Annotated in this window: 14 protein-coding genes; 1 reads left to right on the top strand and 13 read right to left on the bottom strand. The window is 48.6% G+C overall.

Going from position 1 to position 16279, the window contains the following annotated elements; all coding sequences use genetic code 11:
* Positions 1–77 precede the first annotated feature (77 nt).
* The 8 genes from sucD to sdhC form a co-directional block, all read right to left on the bottom strand.
* Entirely contained in the window at positions 78–950 is an 873-nt protein-coding gene (gene sucD / locus CBP12_RS01785) for a succinate--CoA ligase subunit alpha (protein WP_086962398.1), read from the bottom strand.
* A complete protein-coding gene (sucC, locus tag CBP12_RS01780) occupies positions 947–2119 on the bottom strand; it encodes an ADP-forming succinate--CoA ligase subunit beta (protein WP_086962396.1) in 1173 nt (390 codons plus the stop codon). The genes sucD and sucC overlap by 4 nt, the downstream gene beginning before the upstream one ends.
* Before the next feature lie 76 nt (positions 2120–2195).
* Positions 2196–3407 carry a 2-oxoglutarate dehydrogenase complex dihydrolipoyllysine-residue succinyltransferase gene (gene odhB / locus CBP12_RS01775; protein WP_086962394.1) on the bottom strand — a complete coding sequence of 404 codons (1212 nt, stop codon included), beginning with the start codon at positions 3405–3407 and terminating at the stop codon, positions 2196–2198.
* Positions 3408–3425: 18 nt separating this feature from the next.
* Complete coding sequence (sucA, locus tag CBP12_RS01770; protein WP_086962392.1) at positions 3426–6236, bottom strand: 2-oxoglutarate dehydrogenase E1 component; 2811 nt, start codon at positions 6234–6236, stop codon at positions 3426–3428.
* A gap of 116 nt (positions 6237–6352) precedes the next feature.
* Positions 6353–7069 (bottom strand): succinate dehydrogenase iron-sulfur subunit, encoded by a 717-nt coding sequence (locus CBP12_RS01765; RefSeq protein ID WP_086962390.1) that lies wholly within the window; start codon positions 7067–7069, stop codon positions 6353–6355.
* A gap of 13 nt (positions 7070–7082) precedes the next feature.
* The gene (sdhA, locus tag CBP12_RS01760) at positions 7083–8849 is read right to left on the bottom strand and encodes a succinate dehydrogenase flavoprotein subunit (RefSeq protein ID WP_086962388.1); all 1767 of its coding nucleotides are present in this window, start codon (positions 8847–8849) and stop codon (positions 7083–7085) included.
* A 1-nt stretch (position 8850) separates the two neighbouring features.
* Entirely contained in the window at positions 8851–9195 is a 345-nt protein-coding gene (gene sdhD, locus CBP12_RS01755; RefSeq protein WP_086962385.1) for a succinate dehydrogenase, hydrophobic membrane anchor protein, read from the bottom strand.
* The gene (gene sdhC, locus CBP12_RS01750; protein WP_408634963.1) at positions 9189–9566 is read right to left on the bottom strand and encodes a succinate dehydrogenase cytochrome b556 subunit; all 378 of its coding nucleotides are present in this window, start codon (positions 9564–9566) and stop codon (positions 9189–9191) included. The genes sdhD and sdhC overlap by 7 nt, the downstream gene beginning before the upstream one ends.
* A gap of 420 nt (positions 9567–9986) precedes the next feature.
* On the opposite strand from sdhC, the gene CBP12_RS01745 reads away from it, so the two are divergent.
* The gene (locus CBP12_RS01745; protein ID WP_086962381.1) at positions 9987–11273 is read left to right on the top strand and encodes a citrate synthase; all 1287 of its coding nucleotides are present in this window, start codon (positions 9987–9989) and stop codon (positions 11271–11273) included.
* Positions 11274–11487: 214 nt separating this feature from the next.
* On the opposite strand, the gene fbp is transcribed toward CBP12_RS01745, so the two are convergent.
* From fbp to msbA, 5 genes are all read right to left on the bottom strand, one after another.
* Complete coding sequence (fbp, locus tag CBP12_RS01740) at positions 11488–12519, bottom strand: class 1 fructose-bisphosphatase (RefSeq protein WP_086962379.1); 1032 nt, start codon at positions 12517–12519, stop codon at positions 11488–11490.
* Positions 12520–12638: 119 nt separating this feature from the next.
* Positions 12639–13388, bottom strand: a complete 750-nt coding sequence (gene kdsB / locus CBP12_RS01735) for a 3-deoxy-manno-octulosonate cytidylyltransferase (RefSeq protein ID WP_086962378.1) — start codon at positions 13386–13388, stop codon at positions 12639–12641.
* Positions 13385–13573, bottom strand: coding sequence for a Trm112 family protein (locus CBP12_RS01730; RefSeq protein ID WP_086962376.1), 189 nt, complete (start codon positions 13571–13573; stop codon positions 13385–13387). Before CBP12_RS01730 ends, kdsB begins: the two co-directional genes overlap by 4 nt.
* The gene (gene lpxK / locus CBP12_RS01725) at positions 13563–14528 is read right to left on the bottom strand and encodes a tetraacyldisaccharide 4'-kinase (RefSeq protein WP_086962374.1); all 966 of its coding nucleotides are present in this window, start codon (positions 14526–14528) and stop codon (positions 13563–13565) included. Before lpxK ends, CBP12_RS01730 begins: the two co-directional genes overlap by 11 nt.
* The gene (msbA, locus tag CBP12_RS01720; protein ID WP_086962372.1) at positions 14528–16279 is read right to left on the bottom strand and encodes a lipid A ABC transporter ATP-binding protein/permease MsbA; all 1752 of its coding nucleotides are present in this window, start codon (positions 16277–16279) and stop codon (positions 14528–14530) included. Before msbA ends, lpxK begins: the two co-directional genes overlap by 1 nt.

Raw genomic sequence — 16279 nt, 5'->3', positions numbered from 1 at the left:
AAATAGCCGTGCTTTGGGTAGTTTTTAAGCATAAAAAAGGAGCCCTTAAGCTCCTTTTTTGACGCTCTAGTGCTGTATTACCAACCAGTGACTTCGCGCAGCGCACTACCAATATCAGCGAGAGAGCGTACAGTTTTTACGCCGGCATCTTCAAGAGCGGCAAACTTTTCATCTGCGGTACCGGTACCACCAGAAATAATAGCACCCGCATGGCCCATGCGCTTACCTGCTGGTGCCGTCACACCCGCAATATAAGACACCACAGGTTTAGTCACATTGGCTTTAATGTAGGCGGCCGCTTCTTCTTCAGCGGTGCCGCCAATCTCACCAATCATGACAATGGCTTCGGTTTCAGGATCCGCTTGAAATAACTCTAAGATATCAATAAAGCTCGAACCAGGAATCGGATCACCGCCAATGCCGACACAGCTCGACTGGCCAAAGCCCTCGTCTGTCGTTTGCTTAACGGCTTCGTAGGTTAAGGTACCGGAGCGGGAGATAATGCCGACTCTTCCTTTGCGATGAATGCTGCCGGGCATAATACCAATCTTACACTCATCAGGGGTGATCACACCGGGGCAGTTAGGGCCAATCATGCGCGCGCCACTTTGCTCAAGCTTTACTTTTACTTCCAGCATATCCAAGGTAGGAATACCCTCGGTAATAGTGACAATCAGCTCAATACCCGCATCTATCGCTTCTAAGATGGCGTCTTTACAAAAGGGAGCCGGCACGTAAATCACGCTAGCCGTGGCACCTGTAGCCTCAACGGCTTCGCGTACCGTATTAAAAACTGGCAGACCTAAGTGTGTGCTCCCCCCTTTACCAGGAGAAACGCCACCCACCATTTGGGTACCGTAATCAATCGCTTGCTCAGAGTGAAAGGTACCTTGGCCACCGGTAAAGCCTTGGCAAATTACTTTAGTGTCTTTATTAATTAAAATGCTCATGATTGACTCCCCTGTGCGGCATGAACCACACGCTCGGCGGCATCGCTCAAGCTAGTGGCAGCAATAATATTTAAACCCGACTCGGCAAGCTTAGCCGTACCAGCCGGTGCATTATTGCCCTCTAGTCGCACTACCACAGGCACTTTTACGCCTACTTCTTTTACCGCACCAATAATGCCATCGGCAATCATGTCACAGCGGACAATACCGCCAAAAATATTAACCAGCACCGCTTTTACGTTGTCATCTGAGAGAATAATCTTAAAGGCTTCAGTTACGCGCTCTTTAGTGGCCCCACCGCCTACATCAAGAAAGTTAGCCGGCGAGCCGCCATAGAGATTAACAATATCCATGGTGCCCATAGCCAAGCCTGCGCCATTGACCATGCAGCCAATGTTACCATCTAACGCCACGTAGTTGAGCTCCCACTGTGCAGCGTGTGCTTCACGCGCATCATCTTGGCTCGCATCATGCATTTCTTGAATTGTTGGCTGGCGATACAAGGCGTTTGAGTCAATATTAATCTTACCATCCAAACACAGTAAGTCACCGTCTTCGGTAATGACTAACGGGTTTACTTCTAACAAGGCAAAGTCTAGCTCGTGAAACATCTTGCCCAGCCCTAAAAAAATCTGAGTAAATTGCTTTACCTGTTTACCTTCCAGCCCTAATTTAAAAGCCAGCTCGCGTCCTTGATAGGCTTGAGGCCCTACTAATGGATCGATGGCCGCTTTATGAATAAGCTCAGGCGTTTCTTTAGCGACTTTTTCTATTTCAACACCGCCCTCGGTAGAGGCCATAAAGACGACGCGCCGCGAGCTGCGATCTACGACGGCACCTAAATATAATTCTTTAGCAATGCTGCTACAGGCTTCAACCAAAATTTTGCTTACTGGTTGGCCTTTGGTATCGGTTTGGTAGGTCACCAAGTTTTTACCAAGCCATTGTTTGGCAAAATCGCTGACTTCTTCTTTTGTCTTAGCCAGTTTCACGCCACCCGCTTTACCGCGACCACCGGCGTGTACTTGGCATTTAACCACCCATCGCTCACCGCCCAGTTTGTCTGTGGCTGCTAGCGCTTCTTGGGGCGTGTCACAGGCATAACCTTTTGATACGGGCAGACCGTAGTCAGCAAACAATTTCTTTGCCTGATGTTCATGCAAATTCATGTTGTGTTTCCGTTTAATTGAGGGTTTTAGAATAAAAAGAAGGCCGGCTCTTATGGCCGACCTTTTATTATTATAATTACACGTCTAACAACAAACGCGTGGGATCTTCAAGTAGCTCTTTAATCGACACCAAGAAGCTGACTGACTCACGACCATCAATCATACGGTGATCATAAGACAGTGCTAAATACATCATAGGTTGAATCACCACTTCGCCGTTTTCAGCTATGGGTCTGTCTTCAATTTTATGCATGCCTAAAATGGCACTTTGAGGCGGGTTAATAATGGGGGTGGACATCAAAGAGCCAAACACGCCACCATTGGTAATGGTAAAGTTACCGCCTGTCATATCATCGACGGTCAGCTTGCCATCGCGCCCTTTTTCGGCCAGCTCTTTAATGCTTTTTTCAATGTCGGCCAAGCTTAAGCGATCGCAATCTCTTAGCACAGGTGTGACTAAACCTCGAGGGGTAGACACGGCAATACTGACATCAAAGTAGTTGTGGTACACAATATCATCGCCATCTAAAGAAGCGTTTACTTCTGGAAAGCGCTTTAATGACTCCACTACTGCCTTAACATAAAAAGACATAAAGCCTAATCGTACATCATGGCGCTTTTCAAATTTCTCTTGATATTGCTTGCGCAGCGCCATAATAGGGCCCATGTTCACTTCGTTAAAAGTGGTGAGCATGGCAGTGGTATTTTTAGCCTCTAGTAATCGCTCTGCGACTCGCTTTCGTAGACGACTCATAGGCACGCGTTTTTCGGTGCGCTGCTCAGGCGATGCCACCGTTGCATCCACGGGGGGCTGAGTTTGCTTACTCGACGCCGGCTTATCGTCTTTGAGGTAGGCTTCTACATCTTCTTTAGTGATGCGCCCGCCCTTACCGGAGCCGCTAAGCTTAGCCACGTCAATATTATGCTCAGCCACCAACCGGCGTACGGCTGGGCTTAAATTATCATCGTCACTCTTAGTATCGCTATTGTCATCAGATTGACTGTCGCTCGCTTGGCTGGTTTTTTCTTTAGTCGCTTCTCCGGCCACAGCATCGGCTTTTAAGCGGCCTATGAGCTGTTGGCCCAATACAGTCGCGCCTTCATCTTCAATGATTTCTTCTAAAATACCGGCTTCAGGAGCGGGCACTTCCAACACGACTTTGTCAGTCTCAATGTCGACGATCACTTCGTCGCGCTCAACCTTATCACCCGGTTGTTTGTGCCAAGTAGCGATAGAGGCATCAGCAACCGACTCGGGTAAGACGGGAACCTTGATTTCGATAGTCATCAATATGTCCTTAGTGCGTTAGGCATTCAGCGTCAGTGCGTCTTCGACTAGCGCTTTTTGTTGTTTTAAGTGAACAGAGGTGTAACCCACTGCCGGTGAGGCCGATGCGTCACGTCCGGCATAACGCAATTTAGCGTCTGCAGGAATAGCGGCCCGGAAATGATGCTGGCTACAATACCAAGCGCCTTGGTTTTGTGGCTCTTCTTGGCACCAAACAAAATCCGTTACATGTTGGTAGTCTTCAAAAATAGCCGCCACTTCTTCTTGGGGGAAGGGATAGAGCTGCTCAATTCGGATAATGGCCACATCGGTTTGTTCATTCTTGCGTCTGGCTTCTAACAAATCGTAATACACCTTGCCTGAGCACAGCACCACACGCTTCACACCTTTGGGATCCAGATCATCTATTTCACCAATTGCGTTTAAGAAAGTGCCGCTAGCCAGTGTTTCAAGATCGGACACCGCCAGAGGATGGCGCAATAACGACTTAGGCGACATCACAATTAATGGCCGGCGCATGGGGCGCAATACTTGGCGGCGTAGCATATGAAACACTTGGGCGGGGGTGGTGGGGATCACCACTTGCATATTGTGCTCTGCACACAACTGTAAGAACCGCTCTAAGCGCGCACTAGAGTGCTCTGGGCCTTGCCCTTCATAACCATGAGGCAGCAAGAGCGTTAAACCACACATGCGCCCCCACTTTTGCTCGCCTGAGCTAACAAACTGGTCAATCACCACCTGAGCGCCGTTAGCAAAATCACCAAACTGTGCTTCCCAAATGGTTAAGCCATCGGGCTCGGCGGTGGCATAACCATATTCAAAGGCCATCACTGACATTTCACTCAATACTGAGTCAAATACCTGAAACTGGCCTTGGTCTTTAGAAAGATGGCATAGCGGCGTATAAGTACTGGCGTCTTTTTGGTTATGCAATACCGCATGACGATGGAAGAAAGTGCCGCGCCCTGAGTCTTGCCCAGTTAAGCGCACTTCATAGCCTTGATCACACAAAGTGGCATAAGCCAGCACTTCAGCAAAGCCCCAATCGGCGAGCTTTTCACCTTTAGCCATTAATTTACGATCTTCATAAATTCGCGCCACTTGGCGCTGCAAAGTATGACTTTCTGGATAATCGGTAACACGCTCGGCTAAGGATTTAAGCGCCTCTAATGACAAATTATCGTCATACTTCATATCCCATTCATGGTGTAAATACGGCGCCCAGTTCACAGTGATGTTATCAGTGGCGCGCCATTCTTTGACCACACACTCTCCACCATCTAGCGCATCGCGATACTCGTTAATCATGACGGTAGTGTCTTCAGCACTAATGGTGCCATTTGCGATCAACTTATCTGCATAAATCTTACGCGGTGTCGGGTGTTGCTTAATTTTTTTATACATTAAAGGCTGAGTGGCACTGGGCTCATCGGCTTCGTTATGGCCATGACGGCGATAACACACTAAGTCGATCACCACATCGCGTCCAAACTCATTGCGATAATCTAGCGCCAGCTGCGTAACTTGAATAACCGCTTCGGGATCGTCGGCATTCACATGAAAAATCGGCGCCTGCACCATTTTTGCAATATCGGTACAGTATTCAGTGGAGCGGGTGTCTTTAGGATTAGAAGTAGTAAAGCCCACTTGGTTATTGATCACGATACGTACTGTACCGCCAACGCCATAACCGCGGGTTTGCGACATATTAAAGGTTTCTGCCACTACCCCCTGGCCGGCAAAGGCCGAGTCACCATGAATAGTAATGGGCAACACTTGGCGACCATCTGGGTTTGATAACCGGTCCATGCGCGCGCGCACTGAGCCGATGACCACCGGATTAACAATTTCTAGATGGGAGGGGTTAAAGGCAAGCGCCAAGTGCACACTGCCACCAGGGGTTTCAAAGTCTGAGCTAAAGCCCATGTGGTATTTAACGTCGCCTGAGCTTTGCACATCATATTTACCGGCAAAGGCATCAAATAAATCTTGGGGACGCTTACCTAATACGTTGACCAGCATATTTAAGCGACCGCGGTGCGCCATGCCAATCACCACTTCTTTACCGCCATGCTCACCAAAGCGGCGGATCAGCTCTTTGGTCATGGGCACTAAGGCATCGCCGCCTTCTAGAGAGAAGCGTTTGGCACCAGGAAATTTAGCGCCTAGGTATTTTTCAAGACCTTCGGCGGCATTTAAACTATCTAAAAACCGCAGCTTATCGGCATCGCTAAATTTAGGCTGGCCAACTACCGGCTCTAATTGGCTTTGGATCCAGCGCTTTTCTCGAGTACTGGTGATGTGCATGTATTCTGCACCGACAGGACCACAATAGGTTTGCTTTAGCGCGGCCACTAAGTCTTTTAAGACCATGGTCTCTTGGCCAATAGCGTAGGAGCCCACGTTAAAAGTAGCGTCTAAGTCTGAACCGGTCAGATTATGAAAGGCGGGATCGAGTTCGGCGACTTTTTTGCGCCCCCACAGATTAAGCGGGTCTAAATTGGCATTTTGATGACCACGAAACCGATAAGCGTTGATTAGCTGTAAAACTTTAACTTGCTTGGCATCGGTATGAGGATCACTGACGGGCGTGGCGTAACGGGAGGTGTCTTTAGCCAGTCGGCGAAAATAATCTCTTACCTGTGAATGAGGCTGATCCTCTACGTTACCCTGTAGCGGTGGCAACTCGCTAAACACCGTTTGCCACTGCTCAGGTACCGACTCAGGATCGGCTAAATATGATTCGTAAAGGTCTTCAACATAGGTCGCATTGGCACCGGCCAGGTAAGAGGACTTCAGCCAGGCTTGCATAACGCCATTGTGCATTTTTATCCCTTTATAACGTCTCGACAGGGTCACTGTCTGGGGTGTCGAGTTAAGCCGCCCGCGTGAGCGGCCCTTATTTATCAATAACTAGCGCTTGTTGACCTTTAGAGGTAACACTAAACCGCCCGTTTGAGCAACATCGACTTAATATTACCGATGGCCTTACTGGGGTTTAGGCCTTTAGGGCACACATCAGTACAGTTCATAATGGTATGACAGCGAAAGACACTAAAGGCATCATCAAGCTCAGATAAACGCTCTTCAGTACCGGTATCGCGGCTGTCAGCCAACCAACGATAGGCGGCCAATAATCCGGCCGGACCGATAAATTTATCCGGATTCCACCAAAACGATGGACAAGCAGTCGAGCAACAAGCACAAAGAATGCACTCATAAAGGCCATCTAACTTGGCCCGCTCTGCCGGCGTTTGTAAATGCTCCCGCGCCGGTGGCACTTTTTCATCGGCGATTAAAAAGGGCTTAACCTTTTCCCATTGCGTGTAAAACTGGCTTAAGTCAATCACCAAATCTCGCACTACCGGTAGTCCTGGCAAGGGACGTATTACCACCTTATTATCTTGCTTTAATAGGCTCGATAGCGGCGTAATACAGGCCAAACCATTTTTACCATTCATGTTCATGCCATCGGAGCCACACACCCCTTCACGGCAGGAGCGGCGAAACGATAAGCTAGGATCTTGGGTTTTTAAGGCCAACAGTGCATCCAAGACCATCATGTCTGAGCCTTGCTCGACTTCCAGCTGATAGTCTTTCATGTACGGCTTGGCATCTGTTTCTGGGTTATAACGATAAACCGAAATAGTGACTTGCATCTTGTTGGCTCCCTTAATAAGTCCGCGCTTTTGGCTCAAACGCCTCACGATGATTGGGTGATAAATTCACCGCACGTGTGCTCATCGACTCGGTTATCGGGCTGTATAAAGAATGGCAAAGCCAGTTGGCATCATCACGATCTGGGAAATCAAAGCGCGAATGCGCGCCGCGACTTTCGGTACGAAAGTTGGCTGCCACTGCGGTGGCGTAGGCAGTTTCCATTAGATTATCCAGCTCTAAACACTCGATACGCTGGGTGTTAAAGTCTCGGCTGGTATCGTCTAAGCGGGCATTGTGCAAACGCTCGCGAATTTTTTTAAGCTCTTCTAAGCCCTCGGCCATAGCCGCGCCTTCACGAAATACCGAAAAGTTATGTTGCATGCACTCTTGTAGGTCTTTCTTAATTTGTACCGGATCCTCGCCGTCACGATTATTTTCCCAACGGTTATAACGGACCAGCGCTGCGTCTATTTCTGCCTCGGTGGCGTCTTGAACTTCACCTAACTCGGCTAGCGCTTCAATTAAATGGCGCCCCACTGCACGGCCAAAGACCACTAAGTCCAGTAAAGAGTTACCGCCTAAGCGGTTAGCACCATGCACCGATACACACGCCACTTCACCTACCGCAAACAAGCCTTTTATCGGCATGTCTTTGCCATTTTCATCTGTGGTCAGCGCTTGGCCATGTACGTTGGTCGGAATGCCACCCATCATATAGTGACAGGTAGGAATAACCGGAATCGGCTCATGGACGGGGTCTACGTGAGCAAAGGTGCGAGATAATTCACAAATTCCCGGCAAGCGCGACTCTAATACGTCTTTACCGAGATGATCGAGTTTTAGCTTTAAGTGCGGCCCTAAGGGACCATCAAAACCACGACCCTCACGGATCTCAATCATCATGGAGCGCGCTACTACATCTCGGCTCGCTAAGTCTTTGGCGTTCGGCGCATAACGCTCCATAAAGCGCTCGCCATCTTTATTTAATAAATACCCCCCCTCGCCTCGGCAACCTTCGGTCACCAAAGTACCGGCACCGGCAATGCCGGTGGGGTGAAATTGCCACATTTCCATATCTTGCAACGGCACACCGGCACGAATCGCCATGCCAATGCCGTCGCCGGTATTAATGTGCGCGTTGGTCGTTGACTGATAAATACGCCCCGCGCCGCCGGTAGCTAAGATGGTGGCCTTGGCTTTAAAATACACCAACTCACCGGTTTCAATATCAATGGCGGTGCAGCCAACGATATCGCCATCAGCATTTTTTACCAAATCCAGCGCATACCATTCAGAGAACACGGTGGTTTTGTGTTTAACGTTTTGCTGATAAAGAGTATGCAATAGCGCATGACCGGTACGGTCTGACGCGGCGGCAGTGCGAGCGGCTTGTTCACCCCCAAAATTGAGGGACTGGCCGCCGAAAGGACGTTGATAGATTTTACCGTTATCTAATCGAGAAAAAGGTAAGCCCATTTTCTCCAATTCTAATACCGCTTCAGGGCCACTTTGACACATAAACTCAATAGCGTCTTGGTCACCGATATAATCGGAGCCCTTTACGGTGTCATACATGTGCCATTCCCAGTTATCTTCATGGGTATTGCCAAGGGCAACCGTTATGCCCCCTTGTGCTGACACGGTATGAGAGCGAGTTGGAAACACTTTAGACAGCAGTGCGCAACTTTTGCCAGATTCGGCTATTTGCAAGGCGGCACGCATGCCTGCGCCACCTGCGCCGATAACCACGGCATCATATTCGCGAATTGAAATAGTCAACTTATACACCCCACAATACGACAACACCGGTCAGCACATAAACCAGCAGCAACACCACTATCCCGCCTTGTAATACACCGCGTAACAGCGCACATTTTACATAGTCGGATAGCACCTGCCAGGCCCCTATCCAAGCGTGAATTAACACACTTAGTAGCGCCAGTAGCGTAAACACTTTCGTTGAGGTTTTAGCAAAAAAGTTCAGCCAAACAGGGTAAGTGATGTCATTAAACGCAATAAATCCCACTAAATAGAGGGTGTATAAAGTCATGATCACCGCTGTAACACGCAGCAACATAAAGTCGTGCGTGCCCGAGCGGCCAATGCTTGCCATATTTCTTACCATACCATTATCCCCGCTAGCACTGATAAGAAGGCCGTTACACCTAAGGCCACCTTGGCACTCAGTGCACCCGTTTCAAGCTCTGAACAATAGCCTAAGTCCATAATCATATGGCGAATACCACCCACTATGTGATAAGCCAATGCGGTTAATATTCCCCACAGGATAAACCAGACGAAAAAGCCGTCTACTATATCCACGACTTTCAGGAATCCGGCCTCTGATGAGAGCGAATAACTGAGTAGCCATAAGAGAATAGCGAGTGCAAATAAGGTAATAACGCCGGAAACCCGGTGCAGAATTGATGCGATTGCAGCGACAGGTTGGCGAATAGTCCGTAAATCGAGGTGTACAGGTCTCTGTTTTTTAGTCACGGTCTGGCCCACTTGGCTCCATTGAGCTCGTTAGTTATTGTTGTAATAAACACAGCCCAGATACACGAAATGAGGATGCTAAACAGATTTTTATATTAAGCGGTTTCGATTTTAGCATGTAAAAATATCGCTTTACGCTTAGCTAAACTCTCACTACAGCTTCGTGTATCCTCGTGAGCCAGTATAAGAAGCACTCTGTGGAATTACAACGAAGGCCTTGATCCAATTACCAAATCTGTAAAGCCGATCCCACTACGACTTAAGTGCTAGGCAAGCGAAGTGGTGCTAAATTGACTTTGAACCATACTTCTGTTTTCAATGTGCGCGCACCGCAGAATGCATTAATAGTTAAACATCGGCGCAAACTATGTAAAAATACCTACCTGCGGACCTATTATAAAAAAGCGAAGGAGACGTGCTATGGCTGACCAAAAGGCCACTCTGCATTTGCCCGGACAAGAAGCGATTGAGCTTCCTATTCTGTCTGGCACTGCTGGTTATGATGTGATCGATATCAGCACACTAGGCTCACATGGCTACTTTACCTACGACCCTGGTTTTATGGCAACGGCATCCTGCCAGTCCGACATTACCTATATAGATGGTGAGAAAGGTATCTTGCTCTATCGCGGCTACCCTATCGACCAGCTGGCAGAAAATGCCAACTATCTTGAAGTGTGCTACTTGCTTCTGTACGGCGAGGCACCTACGGCTAAGCAGTACGAGGAGTTTCAGCGACTCATTATGCGCCACACCATGGTGCATGAGCAGCTGTCATCTTTCTTTAAAGGCTATCGTCGCGATGCTCACCCCATGTCAGTGGTCTGTGGCGTCATTGCCGGCTTATCGGCGTTTTACCATGATCCCATGGATATTACCGACCAGTCGCACCGAGAAACCGCCGCACATCGTATGATTGCGAAGCTGCCAACCATCGCCGCTATGGCGTATAAATACTCCATTGGGCAACCCTTTATTTACCCACGCAATGACTTAAGTTATGCCGGCAACTTCTTACAGATGATGTTTGCCATTCCTTGCGAAGAATATAAAGTGAATCCCATTGTTGAGCGCGCTATGGATCGCATCTTTACCTTGCATGCGGATCATGAGCAAAACGCCTCTACCTCTACCGTGCGCTTAGCCGGCTCGAGTGGGGCTAATCCTTTTGCTTGTATTGCTGCGGGCATTGCTTCCTTGTGGGGGCCGGCTCATGGCGGTGCAAACGAGGCCTGCTTGATGATGCTAGAAGAGATTGGCTCAGTGGATAGAATTCCTGAGTTTATCGAGCGCGCTAAAGATAAAGATGATCCGTTTCGTTTAATGGGCTTTGGCCATCGGGTCTATAAAAACTTTGATCCCCGAGCCACTGTCATGCGCGATACCTGTCATGAAGTGTTAGATGATCTTAAAATTGAAGATCCACTATTAGACGTGGCTATGGAGTTAGAGCGCATCGCCCTTTCTGACCCCTACTTTGTAGAGCGCAAGCTGTATCCTAATGTCGACTTCTACTCGGGCATCGTCTTAAAAGCCGTCGGTATTCCAACCAGTATGTTTACCGTGATTTTTGCGCTGTCGCGTACCGTAGGTTGGATGTCACACTGGAATGAGATGATGTCAGATCCTAAGCAAAAGATCGGCCGTCCGCGCCAGCTTTATACCGGTGCCGCCGAGCGGGATTTTCATACTCACGTTGAAAAATAACCGCCACTCGTGCTAGTTGCTAGCTAAAAAGCCGACTGTAAGTCGGCTTTTTTATTGGCTAGGAAACAGCCCTAAACTTAGCACTTTTTCGTGTAGTTCGGTGGCCAACCCGTCCTTAAGTTTAGTATTTAAACGGGCAGTACAAACAAAAACACCGAGCCGGTAAGGGCTCGGTGTTTTATTTTTAGCCAGGCGCTAGGCCCCCAACACGGGTTTAGGCTTTTTCATGGCTAGAAAATTCAGCCATCATTTCATCTGCTTTATTAACCATGTCGATGGAGCCAACAAAATACGGCGTGCGCTGGTGCAATTCAGTAGGCTTAATTTCCATAATACGACGGAAGCCATCGGTAGCTTTACCACCGGCTTGCTCAGCCATAAAGGCTAATGGGTTGCATTCATACAATAAGCGCAACTTGCCATTTGGCGAATTGGTGCCAGACGGATAAATATAAATGCCGCCTTTAAGCATATTGCGATGAAAGTCAGATACTAAAGAGCCAATATAACGTGAGCTATAAGGACGCTTGCTCGACTCATCTTTTTCTTGACAGAATTTCAGGTATTTTTTCACGCCTTCAGGGAAGCGAATATAGTTACCTTCGTTAATAGAATAAATATAGCCTTGCTCCGGAATACGGATATTCTCATGAGACAAGCAAAATGAGCCCAGAGTCGGGTCATAAGTAAAGCCGTGAACGCCGTTACCTGTGGTATACACCAACATGGTGGAAGAGCCGTACACCACATAACCGGCGGCTACTTGGTTAACACCCGGTTGTAAGAAGTCATCCATAGTCACTGGTTGACCAGGCTCACTAACGCGACGATAGATAGAGAAAATGGTGCCCACAGATACGTTAACATCGATATTAGAAGAGCCATCCAGCGGGTCCATCAGCACAATGTATTTCGCATTGCTTTGGCGCTCATCATCAAAAGCGACGTAGTGATCTTCTTCTTCAGAAGCAATACCACACACTTCACCACGGGCTTCTAGCGCATTTTTAAACATGTCGTTGGCAAACACATCCAGCTTTTGCTGTACTTCACCCTGTACGTTTTCGCTGCCATTGCTACCGCCGATAATATCGGTCACTAAACCGGCGCGATTAATTTCGCGGTTTACAATTTTGGCGGCGCGACGAATAGAAGACAATAAAGACGATAATTCGCCGGTAGCGCTGGGGTAGTCAGCTTGATTCTTAATGATGTATTCACCCAGGGTAATCATAATATTCCTCAAAAATGTTTGATGTGGCGTTTAATCGCCATAACCTCGGGGCACAACGCCCCTTTATTACTTATTAATAAAATGAAAATACGCGCCACTTGCTATAAGTTACGCCTATTGGTAGTGCGAAATTAGCGGGCGTGACCCACTAACAATTGACGCACGGCGTCTAAATCGGCAGGGGTATCTACGCCAGGCTGAGGGCGAGTACAGGCATCACTGATAGCAATGGACTCGCTGTGCCACAATACGCGCAGCTGTTCGAGTTTTTCTAGCTGCTCTAACGGGCTAACAGGTAACGCCAAATAACGACGAATAAAGCCGGCACGATACGCATAAATACCAATATGACGTCGACACTGGCTTAAGTCAGGCGGCTCATTGGCATCACGCTCAAAAGGTATTGGCGCACGGCTAAAATATAAAGCATGGCCGCTGGCACTTTGCACCACTTTCACCACATTAATGTCATTCAACTCATTAACGCTCTCAATCGGCGTGCACAAAGTGGCCATGGGTGCGGTGCTGTTCGCTAATAAGTGCGCCACTTGATCAACTAGCTGAGGTGGCAGCAATGGTTCATCGCCTTGTACATTGACCACGATATCGTCGTCATCTAAGGCCAACTGCTCTACCACTTCGGCCAAGCGCTCGGTACCGGAGTCATGATGCGCACTTGTAATACAAACTTCCACTGCACAAGGTCGCAATGCGTCACGAATGCGCGCATCGTCGGTAGCTACCACCACTCTCATGGCTTGGCTTTTTTGTGCCTGCTCTACGACCCACTGGATCATCGGCTTACCATGAATATCGGCGAGCGGCTTGCCCGGTAAACGTGTAGAGCTAAAACGCGCCGGTATCACTACCACAAAACTCATGCTGGTAATTCATCCAAACTTAATTTGCGCGCTTTATTTTCTAATAATACCGGAATGTCTTCGGTAATCGGATAAGCCAAGCGGTCAAAGCGACAGACTAGCTCGTTATGATTACGATCTAGCTGCAATTTACCTTTGCACAGCGGGCAGGCAATAATTTCTACCAGTTTTGCATCAATCGCCACGATGTAACTCCTTAAGTCGGCTTAAAAGCAGTGCTTCAAATGTCTGTGGCAGGTGGGCATCCACAGGGACATACCAAGTATTCTTTGCCTCAGGCGGCCACTTTACGGCATCTTTTTCGGTTACTAACAAAGGTAAGGTGGCCAGTGACTGTAACAAATGAGGCGCAACCGGCTCATGATCGCTTAAAGCAATGCATTTTGCGAGTTTAAATCCCAATTGCTGTAACATGCTAAAAAAACGCGGCGGATGGCCGATGCCGGCTAGGGCATGGACTGTCTGAGGCGGATGAGGGGCAAACCCAGCGGTACGACCCACGGCAATCAAGTCCCCCGGCGCTAAAGTCATTAAATATTCTTGGTCATGCGCCGGCCCGCCATTATTAATAATGGCGTCAACTTGTTTCAGGCGCCAAGGACGCTCACGCAGCGGCCCCATGGGCAGTAAGTAGCCATTACCAAAGCGGCGCTCGCCATCGACCACCACCAGCTCAATATCTCGCGCTAAGGCATAATGCTGTAAGCCATCATCACTAATAATAATATCTGCGCCTAAGCGGGCTAATAACGCGGCGGCCTCACCTCGCTTTGGCCCCACCACTAACGGGCAGCCAGTACGCTTAGCAATGAGCACCGGCTCATCCCCAGCCACACTAGGACAAGTGGTAGCCTCCACTTTAAGCGGATAATGCGCGCTCTTACCGCCATAGCCGCGACTGATCACCCCCGGCTGATAGCCTTGAGCGCGCAACCACTGCACCAGCCACACCACCACTGGCGTTTTACCGTTGCCACCTACACTTAAATTCCCCACCACAATCACCGGCACCGGCGCTCGATAGCTCGACTTAATACCTAGTCGATATAGCATGCGCCGCAGTGCAGATAAGAGCCAAAACAGCGCACTAAAGGGCGCTAACAACCACAGCCACCAGGCGCCTTTATACCAAGCGGTCATTATTGCTCGCCATATTGAATGCTTCTTAACTGGGCATAGACGCCTTGTTTGGCCATTAACTCTAGATGAGAGCCTCGCTCTACAACTTGCCCCTCATCTATCACTAAGATTTCATCGGCGTTTTCGATGGTAGATAAACGGTGAGCGATCACGAGTGCCGTGCGATCTTTACGTAAGGCCTCTAGCGCGCCTTGAATATGGCGCTCTGACTCGGTATCGAGCGCCGAAGTGGCTTCATCTAGAATTAATAACGGAGAGTTGCGCAGTAGCGCACGGGCAATGGCAATCCGTTGGCGCTGACCACCGGATAAGCTGGCGCCATTTTCACCAATAATAGTGTCATATCCTTGAGGGAGCTTAGTAATAAACTCATCAGCATAGGCCACCTTTGCCGCTGCTATAACTTGCTCGCGACTGTATTCGCCTTGCGCAGCATAGGCGATATTATTGGCGATAGTGTCGTTAAACAGGTGCACTTGCTGAGAAACCAAAGCAAATTGGCGGCGTAAATCACTGAGTTTATAGTCACGTATATCTACGCCATCAAGGCGAATTTCACCTTGGTCTATATCATAAAAACGCGTTAATAAACTGGCGATGGTACTTTTCCCTGAACCAGAGCGCCCCACTAAGGCAATGGTTTTACCCGGGGTGAGCGTAAAACTAACATTTTTTAGCGCCTGCGTTTCTTTGTTAGGATAGCCAAAGCTGACGTTATCAAACTCCAAATTACCGCTTGCACGAGTTAGGCTGCGCGTACCCGTGTCTACTTCTCCCTCAGAGTCTAACAAGCCAAATAAACTTTGGCTGGCGGCAATACCGCGCTGATACGCCGAGTTCACTTGGGTAAGACTTTTTAAAGGGCGCATTAGCATTAACATCGCACCCAATACCGCAATAAAAGTGCCGGGTGTGATTTTGTCTTGCATGCCATCGACGTTGGCCATAAAAATCAACGCCGCTAACGCCGTAGATGCAATGAGCTGTACCAGTGACGTTCCTGTGGCATCGGTGGCCACCATTTTCATATTTTGCTGGCGCACCGCATTACTCACCCCATGAAAGCGGTCTGCTTCAACTTTTTGGCCATTAAACATTAATACTTCTTTATGGCCTTTTAGCATTTGTTCGGTATTGCTGGTGATATTACCCATGGCATCTTGCATGCCACGACTTAAGCGGCGAAAGCGGCGACTGATCACAGCGATCATCACTCCCACAATGGGCCCTACAATAAAAAATACCAAGGATAGCTGCCAAGAATAATAAAACATCATGGCCAGCAAACCGATAACGGTCGCCCCTTCGCGTACAATAGTCACTAACGTTGAGCTGGCTGCAGCAGAGACTTGCGAGGCATCGTAGGTGACTTTTGATAATAAATTGCCACTGTTGTGGCGATCAAAAAACGCCACTGGCATCGTCATTAACTTACTAAACACCTGCTTTTGTAAAGACAGCACCACATGGTTACCTACCCATGCCATGCAAAAGCTAGACATAAAAGAAAACACACCTTGCAGGAAAAACATGCCTAGAATAAAAAAGGGCATCATCTTTAAAAAAGCGGGGTCTTGGCCGGTTAAGCCATCATCTATCAGCGGTTTTACCGCAGAAATAAAGCCGGTATTCACCGCCGCATAGCCCACCATGCCGATCACGGCCATCAGCAAACCTAGCTTGCGCTCCTTCACATAGCCCAATAATCGCTTAAGGACCGGCCAGGAAGAAGTGTGTGCACCTTGGGTCAT

It is taken from the genome of Oceanisphaera avium, assembly GCF_002157875.1.
Taxonomy (GTDB): domain Bacteria; phylum Pseudomonadota; class Gammaproteobacteria; order Enterobacterales; family Aeromonadaceae; genus Oceanimonas; species Oceanimonas avium.
The sequence above is the reverse complement of the archived record's forward strand: the minus strand, read 5'-3'. Positions and strand labels throughout refer to the sequence as shown.